We start from the raw sequence: 17,473 nt of genomic DNA on the forward strand, positions 1-17,473 counted from the left end.
ATCTGCTCTACATAACGAGTTTGTATTATTCTCGATTATCTAAATTCTCGCTTTTGCCTAGACTAAAAGGTGATTGATTTGGGTTATTTAAGCTGATAAGTTACTAAAATTATTAATAATTAAAGCAGTATGGATGTTGAGTTTTGGTGAGCTTCTCAGGATGTTTATCGGAATTCTCGCTAATACGCTGTAAGTTTCAAGGGGATAAATTTGAGCAACGATGAAATCCCAAACGCATTGATCTCTTATTCTTGGGATTCCGAAGAACATAAAACATGGGTTCGAGAAATAGCGCAACGCCTTAGAATGAATGGTGTAGATGTCAAGCTTGATCAATGGCATGTGAAGCCAGGCCAAAGCCTTACCCAATTCATGGAGCGGGAAATAGTAGAGTGCGGCCATGTCATTATTGTTTGCACACCAAATTACTATGAAAAATCCATGAAACGCCAGGGTGGTGTGGGTTACGAGCAACAGATCATATCGGGACATATTGCTGCTGGGGTACAGCGTGAAAAATTTATTCCTGTAGTACGCGGCGGAGGATTTGAACCAGGAGCGGATTGCTCGATACCGCCCCATTTTTCTGGAATATTCGCTATTGATATGAGAGCAGAGGATGCAATCGAAGGCTCTATCGAGCTTCTTTTACGCACCATATTTAACGAGCCACTGCATACGATTCCAGAAATTGGGAAGCGGCCTAAATGGGGGGCGCAAGAAGCAGCAGACTTTACTGAATTGCGCTTGGCAACATTAGATTTAGATGGCTATGAACTCCGAAGTGGGCTGGCTCAACACCATAGAACTCCAGAAACTTTTGATATGCCGACAGAGGAAGATAGACAGACGCTAGAGGCAGGCGACATCGTTAAACTTATATTTATTATTAAAGTTCCATCCGACCCATCCGATCCAGATGATGATGGTACGTTCGGTGAACGCATGTGGGTCATAGTAACCGGTAAGGTCGGCCCATATTATAAAGGCATACTCAACAACATGCCTGTATCAGCAAGTGAGCAAGATTATCTATTTCTTGATGATGAAGTAATATTTTTACCCGAACATGTAATTGACATTACAGAAACTTAACAAATGGTTCAAATCGTTCGCTTCGCTCTCTGGGACGGGCTAAAGCCCGCCCCTTAACCAAACGTTACACATAGGAAATTTAACCTAAAACTCACGAATTAACATTAATGTTCCAACTCGGAAATGTCAAAAGTGAGTTTGAAAGTGATCAAACTTTATTATCAAAAAATGACATTCGTCCTCGGATAATTTATGAAACTATTGCGTTATTACCTTTGATGAAACTTAATTTTTATCAAGTTTTACTATGGTCGTACATGAGTGATATTCGTTGTCTAACCTTTGTTGATATAAGTTATCCAATAGCCAGTTTGGTTGATGGATAACGAAGCTTAGTAATCCGAGGGCTCGCGAGGAAATAGGCCAATGTTAACGGTCCTAAGCGTCCCATAAACATCAGGAAGATAATGATAAGTTCGCCAGCGCTAGACAGATTGGCAGTTAAACCTCTTGATAAGCCAACTGTACCTAGGGCCGAGATTGCCTCAAAAATGATATCCAACATAGGGGCTTTCTCACTGAGTAACAGAGAGAATATGGCTAAACAACTGACTCCGATAGACATGATGGTTAATGCAAACGCTTTGCTGACGGTTTCTTTTGGAATTTCACGTTTAAACACGTAAACCGCTTCATCACGCCTAAAATAGGAGTAAGTGGCTAATATTAAAATCATAAATGTCACCACTTTTATGCCACTTGCGGTACTCATCGAGCCGCCACCGATAAACATTAACATCAACATGACTGCCGTAGTTGCATCTTCAAGTTGATCAATCGCCAGTGTATTAAAGCCCGCAGTTCTGGGGGTTAATGCTTGAAACCAAGACGCTAACCATTTTCCAGACTCGCTCAGTGGCGCTAATGTATTTGGGTTATCATATTCAATAAGGTAAATCAGGATAACAGCGATTGCATTAATGAAAATGGTTCCCAAGATCATCATTCTGCTATAGACAGTTAAACGCGCCCATTTTCGATTTCGATTAAGATCAATCCAAACAGAAAATCCTAGTCCGCCAATAACAAACAGCGACGTAATTGTTATATTCACCACTACATCATCAACGTAAGGCATCAAGCTGTCCGCACTGAGTGCAAAACCAGCATTGTTAAATGCACTTATAGTATAAAAAAAGCCATGAAATAGGCTTTTTTCCCAACCTAATTCATTACGCCAATACAGGGTCAAAATTAGCATACCAATGCATTCAACAATGAGCGCAAAAATGATCACTGATTTCGCTGTTGAAACTAAGGTTGACGAGTCGGTTTGATTAAATGCTTCTCGTGCGACAGTACTTTGTAAAAAGCCAATCTTACCCCCTAATGCGATTAAGGTCACAATGGCAAACGTCATCAAACCCAAACCACCACATTGAATTAATATGGCAATAACAATCTGACCAAAAGGCGTGAAAGCCGTGCCAGTATCAACAACGACTAATCCTGTTACCGTTACCGCTGAGGTGGCAGTGAAGATACTTTGAAGCCAGCTTATTGGGACATAAGTGGCTATCGGTAATTTTAATAACACTGACCCTAGCAAGATTAATACGACAAAGCTGCCACATAAGATAAGCGGCGGTGCTGCAAATAATTTCTTACCCGCTTTGGGTTTTCGCTCAATAGGCGTGATAGAGGGATGCCATAAAATCATGTTATACCAGCCTTGGCGCAACGTATTTTAATTGAGCACGCGTGCCACACAGCAGCAAGATGTCGTTAGCCTGTAATACAAATAAAGGCTCGAGCTGAGAGAAAATAGTTTCCTCCCGTTTAACCATTATTGGCTTAATGGTGTTTTTTACGTCGCCTAATACTTGCGATAATGTCTGACCGTTGAGGATCTGTTTTATATGGATCTCCACAACATAAATGCCATGACCAATGGCAAGATAATTATTCACCATAGGATAATTGAGTGACTGAGCCACTCGAATGCCCATTTCATCTTCGGGATGAATGATCCTTTGTACTCCGAGTTTAGACACAATAGTATGATGGGCTTTGGTACTGGCTTTTACCCATATATTTTTAACACCAATATTTTTAAGGGCCAGAGTACAGAGCAAACTTGATTGCATGTCCTCTCCAATTGCCACCAACACCGCCTCACTCGTACACAGATTAAGCTCCCTCAAAACGCTCTCATCTGAAGAGTCGCATATAACCGACTCGGTTAGATCTTCTGCGTATTTCTCGACAATTTTAGGGTCAAGATCCACGCCTGTTACCGTGTGCCCTAAATGGATCAGCTCTAAAGAAGCTGACACTCCAAAACGGCCTAAGCCAATTACTGTAAAATGTGCCATTTATGACCTGTATTTTTGTTGATAAAAAGAAAACGAAATAGCCCGATCGATAACTTGATAGCCCGATCGATAACTTGATATACCGAGCGATCACTGATCATCAGGTTCCGCCACTATATTTAATCGATAACCTAATCCGGCTTCGGTTTTGATAAATGGTTGCTCAACAGTGTTATTGAGTTTTTTACGTAATTGGCTAACCATAATTCTCAGATAATGAGTGTCCTCCTGATGACTTGGTCCCCAAATCCGTTTGAGCAGGACTTCTTGCTTAACCAGATTTCCCGGCTGAGCCAGTAAGAGCTCAATAAAGGCGAACTCTTTTTTTGTTAACGCTAATTCATTACCATTAATCCAGAACTGATGAGTACTTTTTTGTAAGCTTAATGCCCCATGTTTGATTACATCTGTGACAGGCTCATTGATGACTAAATCTCTCACTAATACCTTAATACGTGCGATTAATTCTCTTACACCAAAGGGTTTGATCAGATAATCGTTTGCTCCAGCCTCTAATAAGCGGATTTTTTCGTCTTCTTGATCTCTTGCTGTCAAAATAAGCACAGGTGTTTTGCTGCTGTGGCGGACATAGTTAAGGAAATCTATGCCATCTCCATCAGGTAAACCTAAGTCTAAAATAATCACTTCAGGACGCTGTTGATTGAATATAGTTTTAGCTTCTTCAATAGACTGCGCACCAACATAGCAATAACCTTCAGCCGTTAACGAAATACGAATAAAGGTATGAATTTGCGGTTCATCATCAACGACCAGTATTTTATAAGTCATTTATGCCTCACGTTTACTTATGGGGAGCGCAATGCGGATTAAACAGCCTTGCTCAACAGGAATGAATGAAATATGGCCTTGATGCGCGGCAATTATCCCTTTTGAAACGGCAAGTCCAATACCCGATCCACTGCCAGAGTCACTAGGTTGGTGATCGTGGCTTGAATAAAAAAGCTCAAATATATTGTCTGCGTATTTGGGATCAATGCCTTGGCCATGATCTTGGACATCAATATGAACATAATCTTGGGCGCAATAAAGGCTGATACTGACAGATTTATTTTTCGGGGAATATCGGAGGGCATTATCAACAACATTAAATATCGCCTGCTCAATCAATGAGCTACTAATGTATAACTGCGAAACCTTTTCCGTGTTCAAGGCAATTCGGTTCGAGCCATCGCTAAAACGTTCAACAACACGATCAATCACACTAATAATAGATACAGGCAGTTTTTTAAACGTCAATGTTCCATGCTGCATCCTGGTTGCTTGCAGTAAATTTTCAATGTATTGATGTAATCGATGACTTTCAGCTGTTGCACTATCGAGCAACTCCTGCTTTTCAAACTCGCTAAGTTTAGCCATGTATTCTTTGAGTGTCGTTAATGTGCCAATAATGGTCGCCAGTGGCGTTCTCAGATCGTGAGACACAGACAACAAGATACTATTTCTAAGTTGCGCCTGCTTTAATTCATGCTGTTGACGACGATAATGTTGCGCTAGTTTGCTGGTAGCAAATGCCACAAAAATAAACACCAGTAAATTCATGATGTCGTTAATGTTGAACATTTGTAGTGAATAACGCGGCGTGGTGAACAAAAAATTGAAGCTTAATGCTTCAATGATGGCAGAAAAATAGGCAAGCTTGATGCTACATTGCAACGCGATAACCACGATTGCCAATTGTAATAGCAATAATATTACAGCTGGTGAACCCCATACATAATCGATAATCCAGGTACTTGTTAATACCAAAAATAGCACTACAAAACTAAAAATATAGCGAGTTGAAATTAAATTTGCCCACATAATGCTGTTTATCACTTAAAATTCAGTGAAGTAACAATATCAAATGATAAGCAGTATATCGCGTAAAAAAACCGTAAAATTATCAATTGTACTGAATACAATAGAGCAGTAGGCTACACTGCAAAATAGCGTGTAACGGCTATTTTTATCGTGGTGATAACCTAAGTCGCGTTGAATAAGTTAGAAACCACAATGAGGTAGTACGATCTTAGATGGATAAATTACTGGCGTTGAAAATGTTTGTTGAGACAGTTGATGCGAAGGGATTTTCATCGGCGGCTCGCAATCTTTCGGTGGCTACGTCATCGGTAACCCGCATGGTCGATTCGCTTGAATCTGAGCTCGGTACCGTGCTGTTAAACCGTTCAACTCGTCAAATTACCGTGTCTGATGCGGGCATGGCTTATTACATGAGTGCGAGGAAAATTCTCGACAGCGTGTTAGATGCCGATGAACAAATAAAAGACAGCCAAGATGAGGCATCAGGTCCACTGCGCGTGACAGTGCCAACAACATTTGGCGGTTTTGTTATTGCACCACACATTGGCCGTTTTTTGCATCAATACCCCAAATTAGATTTGGATTTGCAGCTCAGTGATGACATTACTGATTTATTTACCCAGCGCATCGATCTCTCCATCAGGTTGGGCTCTGCTGCACCGACCGAAGAGTTAATCAGTCGACCCCTAGGTCAGTTTCGACGGCTAGTGGTTGCCAGTCCAGAGTATATAAAACAATATGGCCTGCCACAGCAACCAGCAGATTTGTTACATCACCAATGTTTGCGCTTTAGTAGTCAGCTGGTCTGGACGTTTTTGTCTGAAGACGAAGAGCAACGGATCCCTATTAAAGGTAAGCTAAAGACCAATAATGTTGAAGTGATCAGAGAAGTGGTGTTATCAGGCCATGGTATTGCTTTATTACCAGATTGGTTAATTCAACAAGACATTAATAGTGGTCAAATGATCAGTTTACTGACGTCATATCAAGTAAATCCCAACAGTTCCAGTGCAGCAATTTCGGCCTTATATTTACCTAATCATCGTGGTTCGAGAAGGGTTAATGCGTTTATCGATTTTATTAGAGAGATCGTTACATAATCAGCGATTAACTCACAGGTTCATAAACTGATATACGCTACGGGCGAGTGTTGCAAAATAAGCAATGGTGTTTTGCGTCCAGTCGATATTCTGCTGTGATAGTTATTCCTTTAAAGTTTCTGATTAAAATCACCTCTAAGTTTGAATCACTACTCAAAATAAGATAAAAAATCATCATTTGAAATTTCACCGATAGACCCGTGACTAGCAAGGTGATAACATTTCTGTCCATATAATTTATAAGGATATTAATATAATGAACAAAGCCTTACCGCTTATTTTTGTTATGTGTGCTTCCCTAACAACTGCTTGTGCAACAGTCAATAAGAAACAAGTTGTCACCACTGCGCAACCCGCAGCGGCAATAAGTGCAACACAAACTGAAGCAGCCTTAAATACCAAGTCATTAAAACGCAAAGTTGCCATAGGTCGATTCACCAATGAGACCACTTACGGGCAAGGCTTTTTTATTGATGAAGACAACAATCGCATCGGTAAACAAGCAATGGATATTTTGTCCTCAAAATTATTTCAAACGGGCAAATTTATTATGCTCGAAAGAGCTGATCTTGGACAAATTGAAAAGGAACTTGCGATGGGGGGGAACTCGACACTTAAGAATGCCGCTGATTACCTGATTGTAGGTTCAATTACCGAGTTCGGCCGCAAAGAAGTCAGTGATGTAGGTGTCTTTTCAAGGGTAAAAAAACAAGAAGCTAATGCCAAAGTGAGTATCCGCATTGTTAACGTTGCCACGGGCCAGATCATCTACTCAGAAGAAGGAAAAGGTATCGCCTATTCAGAAGCCGGATCTGTGATGGGGGTAGGTGACAAAGCCGGCTACGACAGCTCACTCAACGATAAAGTGTTAGATGTCGCCATAACCAATCTTGCCTCAAATATCATTGAAAACATGCTAGACAAACCTTGGCAGTCATACATTTTATCTTATGAAGAAGGTAGCTTGATTATCTCTGGTGGCGCATCACAAAACATCACACAGGGTACCCAATTTGAGATCATCAAAGAAGGTAAAAAAGTCAAAAACCCCCAAACGGGTATGTTAATTACACTACCAGGTAAAGTCATTGGGGTGATTGAAGTAACGGCTTCATTCGGTGATACACCAGAGTCAGAAGTGTCTTTTGGCACGATAGTCAGTGGTAACCTTGATCAATACATAAAAGCTCAGGATTATACCGGCTTATTTATCCAAGAAATGAAATAAGGATCCATGATGAACTTAATTAAATTGCTTATCGTCAGTGTAATCTTATTTGTTGCATCTGGATGTGGGTATAACAGTGGCATTAAATCTGAAGCCGCAGCGTCATATTTGTATTTTACCGGTGCTGCTGAAGGCGTTGAAGTCTCAATTGATAATGTACCTGCATTTACGGTGACTAAAACAGGCATTGCAAACCAATATCGTATTTCACCTGGTAAGCATATTATCGTAATCACCCGCGATAGTCAGATAATCGTTAAACGTGAGCTTTTGCTTGGCGACGGTCATGAAAAAGAAATTTATATTCCATAACAATACGGAAATTGCTTTGATGAAAATGAAATTAGTCGGTCTACTTGGATTTACGATCTTATTAAGTGGTTGCGCCGCAACCCAAAAACCGATGTACGAATATGGTGATTACTCTGAAAGTTTTTACGCATTGAAGCGTGATGCGGGTGATGAAAATACTGTTAAATGGAAATCATCATTAGAAAACATCATCACAAAATCGAGCGAACAATCACTGCGAGTGCCGCCTGGAGTATATGCCAACTTGGGCTTTATTCACCTAAAAGCGAATGATAACAATAAAGCGGTGGAGTACTTTGAGCTTGAGAAAAAGATCTACCCAGAAGCTGAAGTGTTTATGAATAACCTTATTAAAAAAGCTAACGTGCAAGGATAAGTACAATGTCTCTGTTCAATCTATTAAAACCTGTTTTGGTGCTCGTTTTTGCTTCGACATTGCTGACGGCCTGTGTTTCACCAACTTATGTGACGAAAGGCACAGAATTTCCTGGGATGTACACAGAAAAACCAAAGTCGTTATTGATCATGCCACCTATCAATTTAAGTACAGCTGCTGATGCAAAGGATTACTATTCAACAACGGTGGAAATGCCTGTTGCTTTTCATGGTTACTACACATTCCCATATGAGCTGACAGCAGCTGTATTAAAAGAGCAAGGGATCTATGACAGTGAGCTGGTTTACGATATCCCACTGAATAAATTCCAAGAGTACTTTGGTGCTGATGCCGTACTGTTTACAAAGATTGTGAAGTGGGACACATCTTACGCTGTGGTTGCATCTAATTTGACGGTATCAATCGAAGCTGAAATTAAGTCAACCAAGACATCTGAAGTTTTATGGAGTTACACTGGTACGGTAGTGGTCGATCTGTCTGGAAACTCAGGTGGTGGCGGATTAGTTGGCCTATTGGCTAATGCAATTGTAACTGCCATAAATACTGCCTCGGCTGATTATACAACTTATGCTAAGCAAGCTAATGCACGTTTTATCTATAGTGTACCAGTCGGTCCTTATCACCCACAGTATTTAAAAGATCAAGATATAAAGATTATTCAACAAACTAAGTAATATTTATCATAGGCCTTAACTTTCGTTGAGGCCTATTTTTAAGACTAAATTGCCTTTCTTTCACCTTGCATAATACTTCATCGCAAATCCAAAACTAACTCAAGAAATTTTTTTCTCTCACTCTATTAAATATGAAAATCACTATATAAGAATGGCTATGGAATGGCTTGCTGCATATTATCAAGCTAATTATTGTTGGTTAAGATTAGAGGTTGTCTCTTTTTTATACAAAGCAAATGTCGCCTACCAAAATTGCTGATGATAATATTTCAAATTGCCAAAAAATAACTAAACATGACCACTCACTCACTAGCTAAATATGATATCAACAAGGAAACCTTTTTATGAGTCATTTGTTTGAATCCCTGAAAATGGGTCAGTTAACTTTGGAAAACCGAGTCATTATTGCGCCAATGTGTCAGTATTCAGCAGATGAAGGCGCCGCAACGGATTGGCATACTTTGCATTGGGGACGATTTGCATTATCTGGTGCAGGATTGTTCATTCTTGAAGCCACGGCGGTCAATCCTACTGGGCGTATTACCTATGCCGATTTGGGATTATGGGACGATAGAACAGAGCAGGCAATCGCTAAATCATTGGCTGTTGCTCGCCGTTATTCCACTATGCCCATTGCCATTCAGTTGTCACATGCTGGCCGTAAGGCATCAACTCAAAAACCATGGGATGGTGGCAATATTATCGCTGTTGATCAACCGAACGGATGGCAACCCGTTGCCCCCTCACCAATACCGTTTACCCTTGATGGACCGCGACCAGAAGCCGCCAGCATTATTGATATTGGTCATATTGTGGCAGATTTTGCCGCAGCGGCTAAACGTGCAGAGCGATTAGGCATTGATGCCATCGAAGTGCATGCTGCCCATGGATATTTAATCCATCAATTTTTATCTCCATTGTCGAATCAACGTGATGACCAATACGGTGGTAGCATTGAGAACCGTATGCGTTTATTGCTCGAGATCATTGATGCCATCCGCGCTGCAGTATCCGATAAGATCACGCTTGGGGTGCGTATTTCAGCTACCGATTGGGTCGATGGTGGCTGGGATCTTGAGCAAAGTATTATATTAGCCAAAGCCCTTACCGTTAAGGGTTGTCAGTTTATTCATGTCAGCACAGCAGGATTAAGTCCTCAACAACAGATCCCCGTTGCACCAGAGTTTCAGGTGCCATTTGCTGACGCCATAAAACACGCTGTTGATATCCCGGTTATTGCGGTGGGCTTAATAGACAAGCCAAAGGCGGCCGATGAGATCATCGCCACTGGCAAGGCCGATGCCGTGGCATTAGCTCGAGGGATCCTTTACAACCCACATTGGGTTTGGCATGCGGCCGCTGAATTAGGGGCACAAGTGACTGCACCACCGCAGTATCTTCGCTCGTCACCTCATGGTATGCCTTCGCCTATTAAGTAGTGCCATTTAAGCGCTATCCCTTATTGCGCCAGCGTGCTTTGTATCAAGGGTTAATGTTTGCATCATTCAGCTTGTTTTGGACCGCTGCGCCATTACTGTTGTCATCTGTCTACGGGTTAAGCCAAACGCAAATTGCGTTGTTTGCATTAGTTGGGGCTATTGGTGCTGTTGCTGCGCCTATTGCAGGACGAATGGCGGATGCGGGGCACATCGAAAAATGTCAAAGTTTGCCATGGTGCTAGCCGTGATTAGTTTTGTTCCGGGGTTTTTTAACCTGCCGCATGGCGTGATATTTCTGGCGCTAACCGGCGTATTACTCGACTTTGCCGTGCAAATGAATATGGTGCTAGGTCAGCGAGCCGTCTACACACTTGATCCACACAGTCGTGGTCGTTTGAATGCACTATATATGACGAGTATTTTTATTGGTGGCGCCCTTGGTTCTATATTGGCCAGTGTTGTGTATGCCCATGGTGGTTGGATTTACGTCGCGGCAATTGGCAGTGCTTTGCCATTGTTGGCACTCATTCTATTTATGAGAATATCGGCGCTAAGTAGTTCAAATAGTCAAAAACAGGTGCATGTCTAAGTTCATATAACCAAGAGGGGAGATACACCAACCGTTTTCCCTCAAACTCAGGCATCTTTACCCCCTCACTGTTATGTCTCAAAGCTTGTTTAGAGCATCAATTAAATACAATCAATTGCTGCGGCAGAGTGTAATAAATATATACCTAAGTATTTATAAATTTGATTTTTAAATGAATTTAATGGATGGATCCTGAAGGTTTACTGTTTTCGACCGCCTCAGAGATATGGCCTCAATCACTTAGCTCTGTAGCTTTTATCCGTTTTCGGTACTCATAACCTTAAGAAAAAAATCGAAAACGGTGTTCAATTTATTTGACCGCTAAAAGTACAAGCTAAGCACTTTTAAAAATAAACCGCCTCACCGTTTCACGCACAAACTTAGACGCTTTTTATCAACAAACAAAGGTCTGCGTTAATAAAGTCACTCATATTTAGGCCAAAGGTATGCTTAATGGGTAAATTACTGTCCCGCAGTGATTGAGTTGACATACTTGTCTGATTAATTCGTCTACAATCAATGCATGCATAATAAAAAGCTCACCCAATGAAAAACCAAAGTAAAACATTGACTAAGCCACTTAAGGATTACAGTAGGTTGGCTGTGGTGAATACACCTATCATTGTGGGTATTGGTGCTTCAGCTGGTGGCTTGGAAGCATTGGCAGATTTTTTTTCCCATGTATTAACTCCCAGCAGCATTGCATTTGTTGTTATTCAACACCTTGACCCAACTCGCAAAAGCATTATGCCTGAGCTTTTGCAACGCACCACCTTAATGAAAGTCACCCAAGCCAGCAATGGGATGGAAGTTAAGCCGAACTGTGTATATGTGATACCACCTAATAAAGATTTATCTATGCTTCACGGATCGCTATTTCTACTTGATCCAACCGCCAGTCGCGGATTGCGTTTACCGATTGATTTCTTTTTTCGGGCCTTGGCTAATGATCAGAATGAGCGGGCTGTAGGGGTTATTTTGTCTGGTATGGGGTCTGATGGCACCCTAGGTTTACGCGCCATTAAAGAGAATGCTGGGGTGTCTGTGGTGCAGTCACCTGAGTTTGCCAAATTTGATTCAATGCCTTATAGCGCGATTAATACTGGACTGGCTGACATCGTTGCTCCTGCTGAAGCTTTACCAGAACAGATTATCGCTTTTCTCAAACATAGCCCTCGCGGTGTACCAAACGATTTTGAATCGAGTGCGGAGCTCATGTCAACAAGCGCGCTTGAGCGGATCATTATTATCTTACGTGGACGCAGTGGTAATGACTTTTCACTGTACAAGAAAAATACTATCTATCGTCGTATAGAAAGACGTATGGATTTGCATCAGCTTAAAAACATTGAACTCTACGCGCACTATTTGCGTGATAATCCGCAAGAGCAAGACCTGCTGTTCAAAGAAATATTGATAGGCGTTACTCATTTTTTTCGAGACCAAAAAGTGTGGGCGCAGCTTAAGCGCGTCTCACTTCCTGCACTGTTGGCTCATTATCCACAAGGTAAACAACTTAGAGCATGGGTAACGGCTTGTTCTACCGGCGAGGAGGCTTACTCGCTTGCGATGACGATTATGGATGTATTGGATGACGTTAAGCCAAAAGGGCATTTCACACTACAGGTATTTGCAACTGATCTTGGTGAGGATGCCATCAATGTTGCACGAAAAGGTTATTACCCAGCAAGTATTGAGGCTGATGTCTCGCCAGAGCAATTGAATCGATACTTCATTAAAGATGGAAGTGGTTATCGCATTAATAAGCGCATTCGAGACATGGTCATTTTTGCGCCACAAAATATCATCATGGATCCACCGTTCACTAAGTTAGATATTGTTACCTGTCGTAATCTGCTGATTTATTTGGGACCGGAATTACAAAAGAAGTTAATCCCCTTGTTCCACTACTCATTAACTTCTCAAGGTATGTTAATTTTGGGAAGTGCTGAAACCATTGGTCATTACACCTCGTTGTTCTCAGAGCTCAAAGAAAATACACGCATATACACCCGCATTGATGGCCCTGCACCGCAGACGGAAGTCGACTTTTTACCCAGGATATTTCCGATTATATCTTTGGTAGAAAGTGAACCTGAGAGAACCAGTAAGATGACTACAACGATTACTAATCTACAAATGCAGGCAGATCAACTTCTCCTACAGCACTTTTCTCCAGCAGCGGTTTTGGTTAATGCGGCAGGTGACATTATTTATATTAATGGCCGCACTGGAAAATATTTAGAACCCGCGGCAGGAAAAGCCAACTGGAATATTCATGTGATGGTGCGTGAAGAACTGCAATATCAACTTGATCTGGCTATGAAGAATGCCCAGATGCAAGTCGATCCCGTAATCATTAAAAACCTAAGCATAGACACATGTACGATCAATTTAACCGTACAAGCTATTTCTAAACCAAAAGCTTTGCTCGGCTTGATGATGGTGGTCTTCACTGAGGTGGCGAAACCGCCCCCATATCCGCGTAGAAAAAGCGATTCACTAGCCAAAGAAACTCAGGCCGAACTGCAACAGGCCTATGACGAAATACAATCGCTTCGCGAACAAATGCAATCTTCTCAAGAAGAGCTAAGGTCTGCCAATGAAGAGCTGCAATCTGCCAATGAGGAATTGCAATCCACCAATGAAGAATTGACCACATCCAAAGAAGAGATGCAGTCAATGAATGAAGAATTGCAAACCGTCAATAATGAGCTGCAATCAAAAGTGGATGATTTGTCATGGGTCAATAACGACATGAAAAATCTGCTTAATAGTACTCAAATTGCCACCATTTTTCTGGATAATGAACTGCATGTTCGCCGCTTCACTAACTATGCGACGCATTTATTTAAGCTTATCCAAAGTGATGTGGGCCGTGCGTTGTCTGATATCGTTACGGAATTAGATTATGTCCTGCTACAAGAGGATTCAAAGGAAGTATTGAAGACGCTTATCTTCATCGAAAAAGAAATAACCGCTAAAAACCAACGCTGGTTCAAAGTCCGTATCATGCCTTACCGTACCCAAGATGATGTAATTGATGGTGTGGTGATCACCTTTACCGATATCAGTGAAGCCAAGCTGCTTGAATCAGAGTTACGTAAGATCAGGCCTAGCTTATGAAGACTACTCCTAAGTCAGCCAAGCCGTCTACCAAAGTGCTACGTGAGCGTGCGGAAGCTAAACTGAAAAAACAAACTAGTGATACGCAATCTCCTTCTAGTGACTATGAAGCCAAAAAGATGCTCCATGAGTTGCAGGTTCATCAGATTGAATTGGAAATGCAAAATGAGGAGTTAAAGCAAGCTCGGATAACAGAACGGTTATATTATCGTTACACCGAGTTATTTGAATTTGCACCGATTGCTTACTTTGTATTTGATCTCAATGGCATGATTAGTCAAGTCAATTTACGAGGTGCCAGCCTATTGGGTATTGATCGTGATCACTTAGTCGGCAAACCGTTTTCACACTATGTCACAGCACAATATCGTGAAATTTTTAAACGTTGCTTAGGAAAAGCCTTTAGCGGTAGTGGTATTCAATCTTGCGAAGTATTAGGCCAAGTGAGTAATAATACGCTTTGGCTCGATATTGAGGCTAATCTCGGTATCACAGGCACAGACTGTCTTGCCGCTATGATTGACATCAGTGATAGAAAACAAGCTGAAGATAGTCAAAACCGAGCTAACAAAGAGCTCGCCTTTCAAAACCAAGAGAAAGATAAGCGGGCAGATGAGTTGGTTCTGGCCAATGCAGACAAAGAGCAACGTGCTAATGAATTAGCCCTTGCTAACATAGAGCTGGCCTTTCAAAACCAAGAGAAAGATAAGCGGGCAGACGAGTTGGTTCTGGCCAATGCAGACAAAGAGCAACGTGCTAATGAATTAGCCCTTGCTAACATAGAGCTGGCCTTTCAAAACCAAGAGAAAGATAAGCGGGCAGACGAGTTGGTTCTGGCCAACGCAGACAAAGAACAACGTGCTAATGAATTAGCCCTTGCTAACATAGAGCTGGCTTTTCAAAACCAAGAGAAAGATAAGCGGGCAGACGAGTTAGTTCTGGCCAACGCAGAGAAAGAGCAGCGCGTAAAACAATTAGCCCTTGCCGCCAAGGTATTCACTCATGCTCGTGAAAGCATTATGATCACGGATGCTGAAGGCCTTATTATCGAAGTCAATAAGACCTTCAGTGACATCACAGGTTACAGCCGTGAAGAGGCCATAGGGAAAACCCCTCGTATTCTTAAGTCAGAACGTCAATCACCAGAGTTCTATGTTGATATGTGGCAAGCCATCGTCAGCGAAGGATACTGGTATGGCGAAATTTGGAATCACCGTAAAAATAATGAAGTGTATGCAGTAATGCAGACCATCAGTGCAGTTTGTGATGTAAACGGTATAACGACCCATTATGTCTCTTTAGCGAGCGACATTACGCCGATGAAACAGCATCAAGAACAATTAGAACGTATTGCTCATTATGATGTACTGACCAATTTGCCCAATCGGGTATTGCTGGCAGACAGATTATCTCAAGCCATGCTGCAGTGCAGTCGACACGGGCAGTCTTTAGCGGTGGTATTTCTAGATTTAGATGGTTTTAAAACGGTCAACGATGCCTATGGGCATGATATCGGTGATGAACTGCTTATTGCACTATCGATCCGGATGAAAGAGGCGCTTCGCGAAGGTGACAGCTTAAGCCGTATTGGCGGTGATGAATTTGTCGCTGTGTTGGCCGATTTAACCAAAGTTGAAGATTGTGAGCCCGTATTGGAGCGGTTATTATTGGCCGCGTCAGAATCTGTAACCGTTAGTGGTGTGGTACTCAATATATCCGCCAGTATTGGTGTTACGCTTTATCCGCGAGATAATGTAGATGCTGATTTACTGATGAGGCATGCCGACCAAGCTATGTATATGGCTAAAGAATCCGGCAAGAATCGTTATCATTTATTTGATACCGCGCAAGATGATGCCGTTAAAGTCCAACGAGAAAGTCTAGAGGCTATTCGCTATGCTTTAGATCATCATCATTTTGTCCTCTATTACCAACCTAAAGTTAATATGAAGATAGGTACTGTGGTGGGCGTTGAGGCGCTTATTCGTTGGCAACATCCAGAGCGCGGATTATTAAGTCCAATCGAGTTTTTGCCTGTAATTGAAAACCACACCATGATGATTGAAATAGGTGAATGGGTTATTGATACCGCATTAACACAAATTGGCCAATGGCAAGCTATGGCGCTTGATCTCCCGGTAAGTACTAGTGTTAACATTGCGGCAGTACAATTAATGCAACCTGGCTTCATACAGACGTTAACGGATCTTCTCGCTGCCCACCCCAATGTTGAGCCTCGCTATTTAGAGCTAGAGATGCTGGAAACCAGCGCATTAGAAGATGTTAATCATGTGTCAATTATCATGAATGACTGCATGAGCCTAGGTGTCCATTTTGCTTTAGATGATTTCGGCACTGGCTATTCGTCGCTAACTTACCTTAGGCGCTTGCCTGCCAGTTTGATTAAGATAGATCAGAGCTTTGTCAAAGACATGTTGAGTAATATTGATGATTTCGCCATTGTTGAAGGCGTAATCGCCCTAGCGAAATCATTTAAACGTGACGTGATTGCTGAAGGCGTTGAAACCGTTGAACATGGCACTGCATTATTACAACTAGGCTGTGAATTAGCACAAGGTTATGGGATTGCCAGACCTATGCCTGCCTGTGATATCCCCGCGTGGATGAATAACTGGAAGCCTGATGCGAGTTGGCAATGATTAAAATCCTTCGATTATTTTCCGTAGGGCGATTGGCCAACTTCTTCAGCGACTAACCATACTCGCATATCAAATTCTAATTGATGGTAATCGGCGAGCATAAAAGTACACAGCTGATAAAAAGCTTTGTTGTGTTCTTTTTCGCGCAAGTGGGCCAGTTCGTGCACCACGACCATTTGTAAAAGCTCAAACGGAATATGCTTTAAGTGTGAGGCTATTCTAATCTCATTTTTGGCTTTGACTTTATTGCCTTGACGGCGATTAACATAAGAATGCAAACCTAGCGCGTGATGGCTCAAGCTAATTTTTTCATCAAAAATGACTTTGGCTAATGGGTCTGACTGACGCATGTAGGTGTTTTTTAATGCGATGGCCATATCATATAAGGCTTTGTCTGTACGTACTTGGTGTACTTTGGGGTAGCGGGTTAGAAAGTGATCACCCAATGCATTGGTATCAACCAATTGGCGGATTTTATCAACCACATCAGGCCGATAACCGTTTAGGTAACGTAAAGGGCTCTGTTCACTCTGCTGTTTTTTGATATCTGCGCTAGTGACTAGCAGGCTGAGGTCTGCTTTGGGTTTTAATGACTGGCTGGCCGATTTGACTGGCATTTTAGGCGGGGCTTTGATCGTTTTAGTTTTAGTGTCTGTCATAAATCAACTGATTAGTTCTGGCGCTACCACGACCATTTTTTCGGTATGGGTAACGCCA

General features: G+C 41.8%; 16 protein-coding genes. 11 read left to right on the forward strand and 5 right to left on the reverse strand.

Going from position 1 to position 17,473, the window contains the following annotated elements; genetic code table 11:
- Positions 1–210: 210 nt before the first annotated feature.
- Entirely contained in the window at positions 211–1,095 is an 885-nt protein-coding gene (locus tag ACED29_RS15365) for a toll/interleukin-1 receptor domain-containing protein (RefSeq protein ID WP_371698023.1), read from the forward strand.
- A gap of 295 nt (positions 1,096–1,390) precedes the next feature.
- On the opposite strand, the gene ACED29_RS15370 is transcribed toward ACED29_RS15365, so the two are convergent.
- The 4 genes from ACED29_RS15370 to ACED29_RS15385 form a co-directional block, all read right to left on the reverse strand.
- A complete protein-coding gene (locus ACED29_RS15370) occupies positions 1,391–2,755 on the reverse strand; it encodes a TrkH family potassium uptake protein (RefSeq protein WP_371698024.1) in 1,365 nt (454 codons plus the stop codon).
- 1 nt (position 2,756) lies between these two features.
- A complete protein-coding gene (locus tag ACED29_RS15375; RefSeq protein WP_124016106.1) occupies positions 2,757–3,410 on the reverse strand; it encodes a TrkA family potassium uptake protein in 654 nt (217 codons plus the stop codon).
- A 90-nt stretch (positions 3,411–3,500) separates the two neighbouring features.
- Positions 3,501–4,199, reverse strand: coding sequence for a response regulator transcription factor (locus ACED29_RS15380; RefSeq protein WP_371698025.1), 699 nt, complete (start codon positions 4,197–4,199; stop codon positions 3,501–3,503).
- A complete protein-coding gene (locus ACED29_RS15385) occupies positions 4,200–5,231 on the reverse strand; it encodes an ATP-binding protein (protein WP_371698026.1) in 1,032 nt (343 codons plus the stop codon).
- Positions 5,232–5,443: 212 nt separating this feature from the next.
- On the opposite strand from ACED29_RS15385, the gene ACED29_RS15390 reads away from it, so the two are divergent.
- From ACED29_RS15390 to ACED29_RS15435, 10 genes are all read left to right on the forward strand, one after another.
- Positions 5,444–6,331, forward strand: coding sequence for a LysR family transcriptional regulator (locus ACED29_RS15390; RefSeq protein ID WP_371698027.1), 888 nt, complete (start codon positions 5,444–5,446; stop codon positions 6,329–6,331).
- A gap of 256 nt (positions 6,332–6,587) precedes the next feature.
- Positions 6,588–7,559, forward strand: coding sequence for a CsgG/HfaB family protein (locus ACED29_RS15395; RefSeq protein ID WP_347690843.1), 972 nt, complete (start codon positions 6,588–6,590; stop codon positions 7,557–7,559).
- Between the two features lie 9 nt (positions 7,560–7,568).
- The gene (locus ACED29_RS15400; RefSeq protein ID WP_371698028.1) at positions 7,569–7,871 is read left to right on the forward strand and encodes a hypothetical protein; all 303 of its coding nucleotides are present in this window, start codon (positions 7,569–7,571) and stop codon (positions 7,869–7,871) included.
- Positions 7,846–8,247 carry a DUF4810 domain-containing protein gene (locus ACED29_RS15405; RefSeq protein WP_371698029.1) on the forward strand — a complete coding sequence of 134 codons (402 nt, stop codon included), beginning with the start codon at positions 7,846–7,848 and terminating at the stop codon, positions 8,245–8,247. The genes ACED29_RS15400 and ACED29_RS15405 overlap by 26 nt, the downstream gene beginning before the upstream one ends.
- Before the next feature lie 5 nt (positions 8,248–8,252).
- Entirely contained in the window at positions 8,253–8,942 is a 690-nt protein-coding gene (locus ACED29_RS15410; RefSeq protein WP_371698030.1) for a GNA1162 family protein, read from the forward strand.
- 344 nt (positions 8,943–9,286) lie between these two features.
- Positions 9,287–10,381, forward strand: coding sequence for an NADH:flavin oxidoreductase/NADH oxidase (locus tag ACED29_RS15415; protein WP_371698031.1), 1,095 nt, complete (start codon positions 9,287–9,289; stop codon positions 10,379–10,381).
- A gap of 53 nt (positions 10,382–10,434) precedes the next feature.
- Positions 10,435–10,623, forward strand: a complete 189-nt coding sequence (locus tag ACED29_RS15420; RefSeq protein WP_371698032.1) for a hypothetical protein — start codon at positions 10,435–10,437, stop codon at positions 10,621–10,623.
- Entirely contained in the window at positions 10,599–10,970 is a 372-nt protein-coding gene (locus ACED29_RS15425; RefSeq protein ID WP_371698033.1) for an MFS transporter, read from the forward strand. Before ACED29_RS15420 ends, ACED29_RS15425 begins: the two co-directional genes overlap by 25 nt.
- Positions 10,971–11,516: 546 nt before the next feature.
- Entirely contained in the window at positions 11,517–14,096 is a 2,580-nt protein-coding gene (locus ACED29_RS15430) for a chemotaxis protein CheB (RefSeq protein WP_371698034.1), read from the forward strand.
- Entirely contained in the window at positions 14,093–16,756 is a 2,664-nt protein-coding gene (locus ACED29_RS15435) for an EAL domain-containing protein (protein WP_371698035.1), read from the forward strand. The genes ACED29_RS15430 and ACED29_RS15435 overlap by 4 nt, the downstream gene beginning before the upstream one ends.
- 14 nt (positions 16,757–16,770) lie before the next feature.
- On the opposite strand, the gene ACED29_RS15440 is transcribed toward ACED29_RS15435, so the two are convergent.
- A complete protein-coding gene (locus ACED29_RS15440; RefSeq protein ID WP_259395322.1) occupies positions 16,771–17,373 on the reverse strand; it encodes a YgjP-like metallopeptidase domain-containing protein in 603 nt (200 codons plus the stop codon).
- Positions 17,374–17,473: the final 100 nt, after the last annotated feature.

Origin of the sequence: Shewanella sp. 5S214, assembly GCF_041439795.1 — a bacterium.
Classification (GTDB): Bacteria; Pseudomonadota; Gammaproteobacteria; order Enterobacterales; family Shewanellaceae; genus Shewanella; species Shewanella vesiculosa.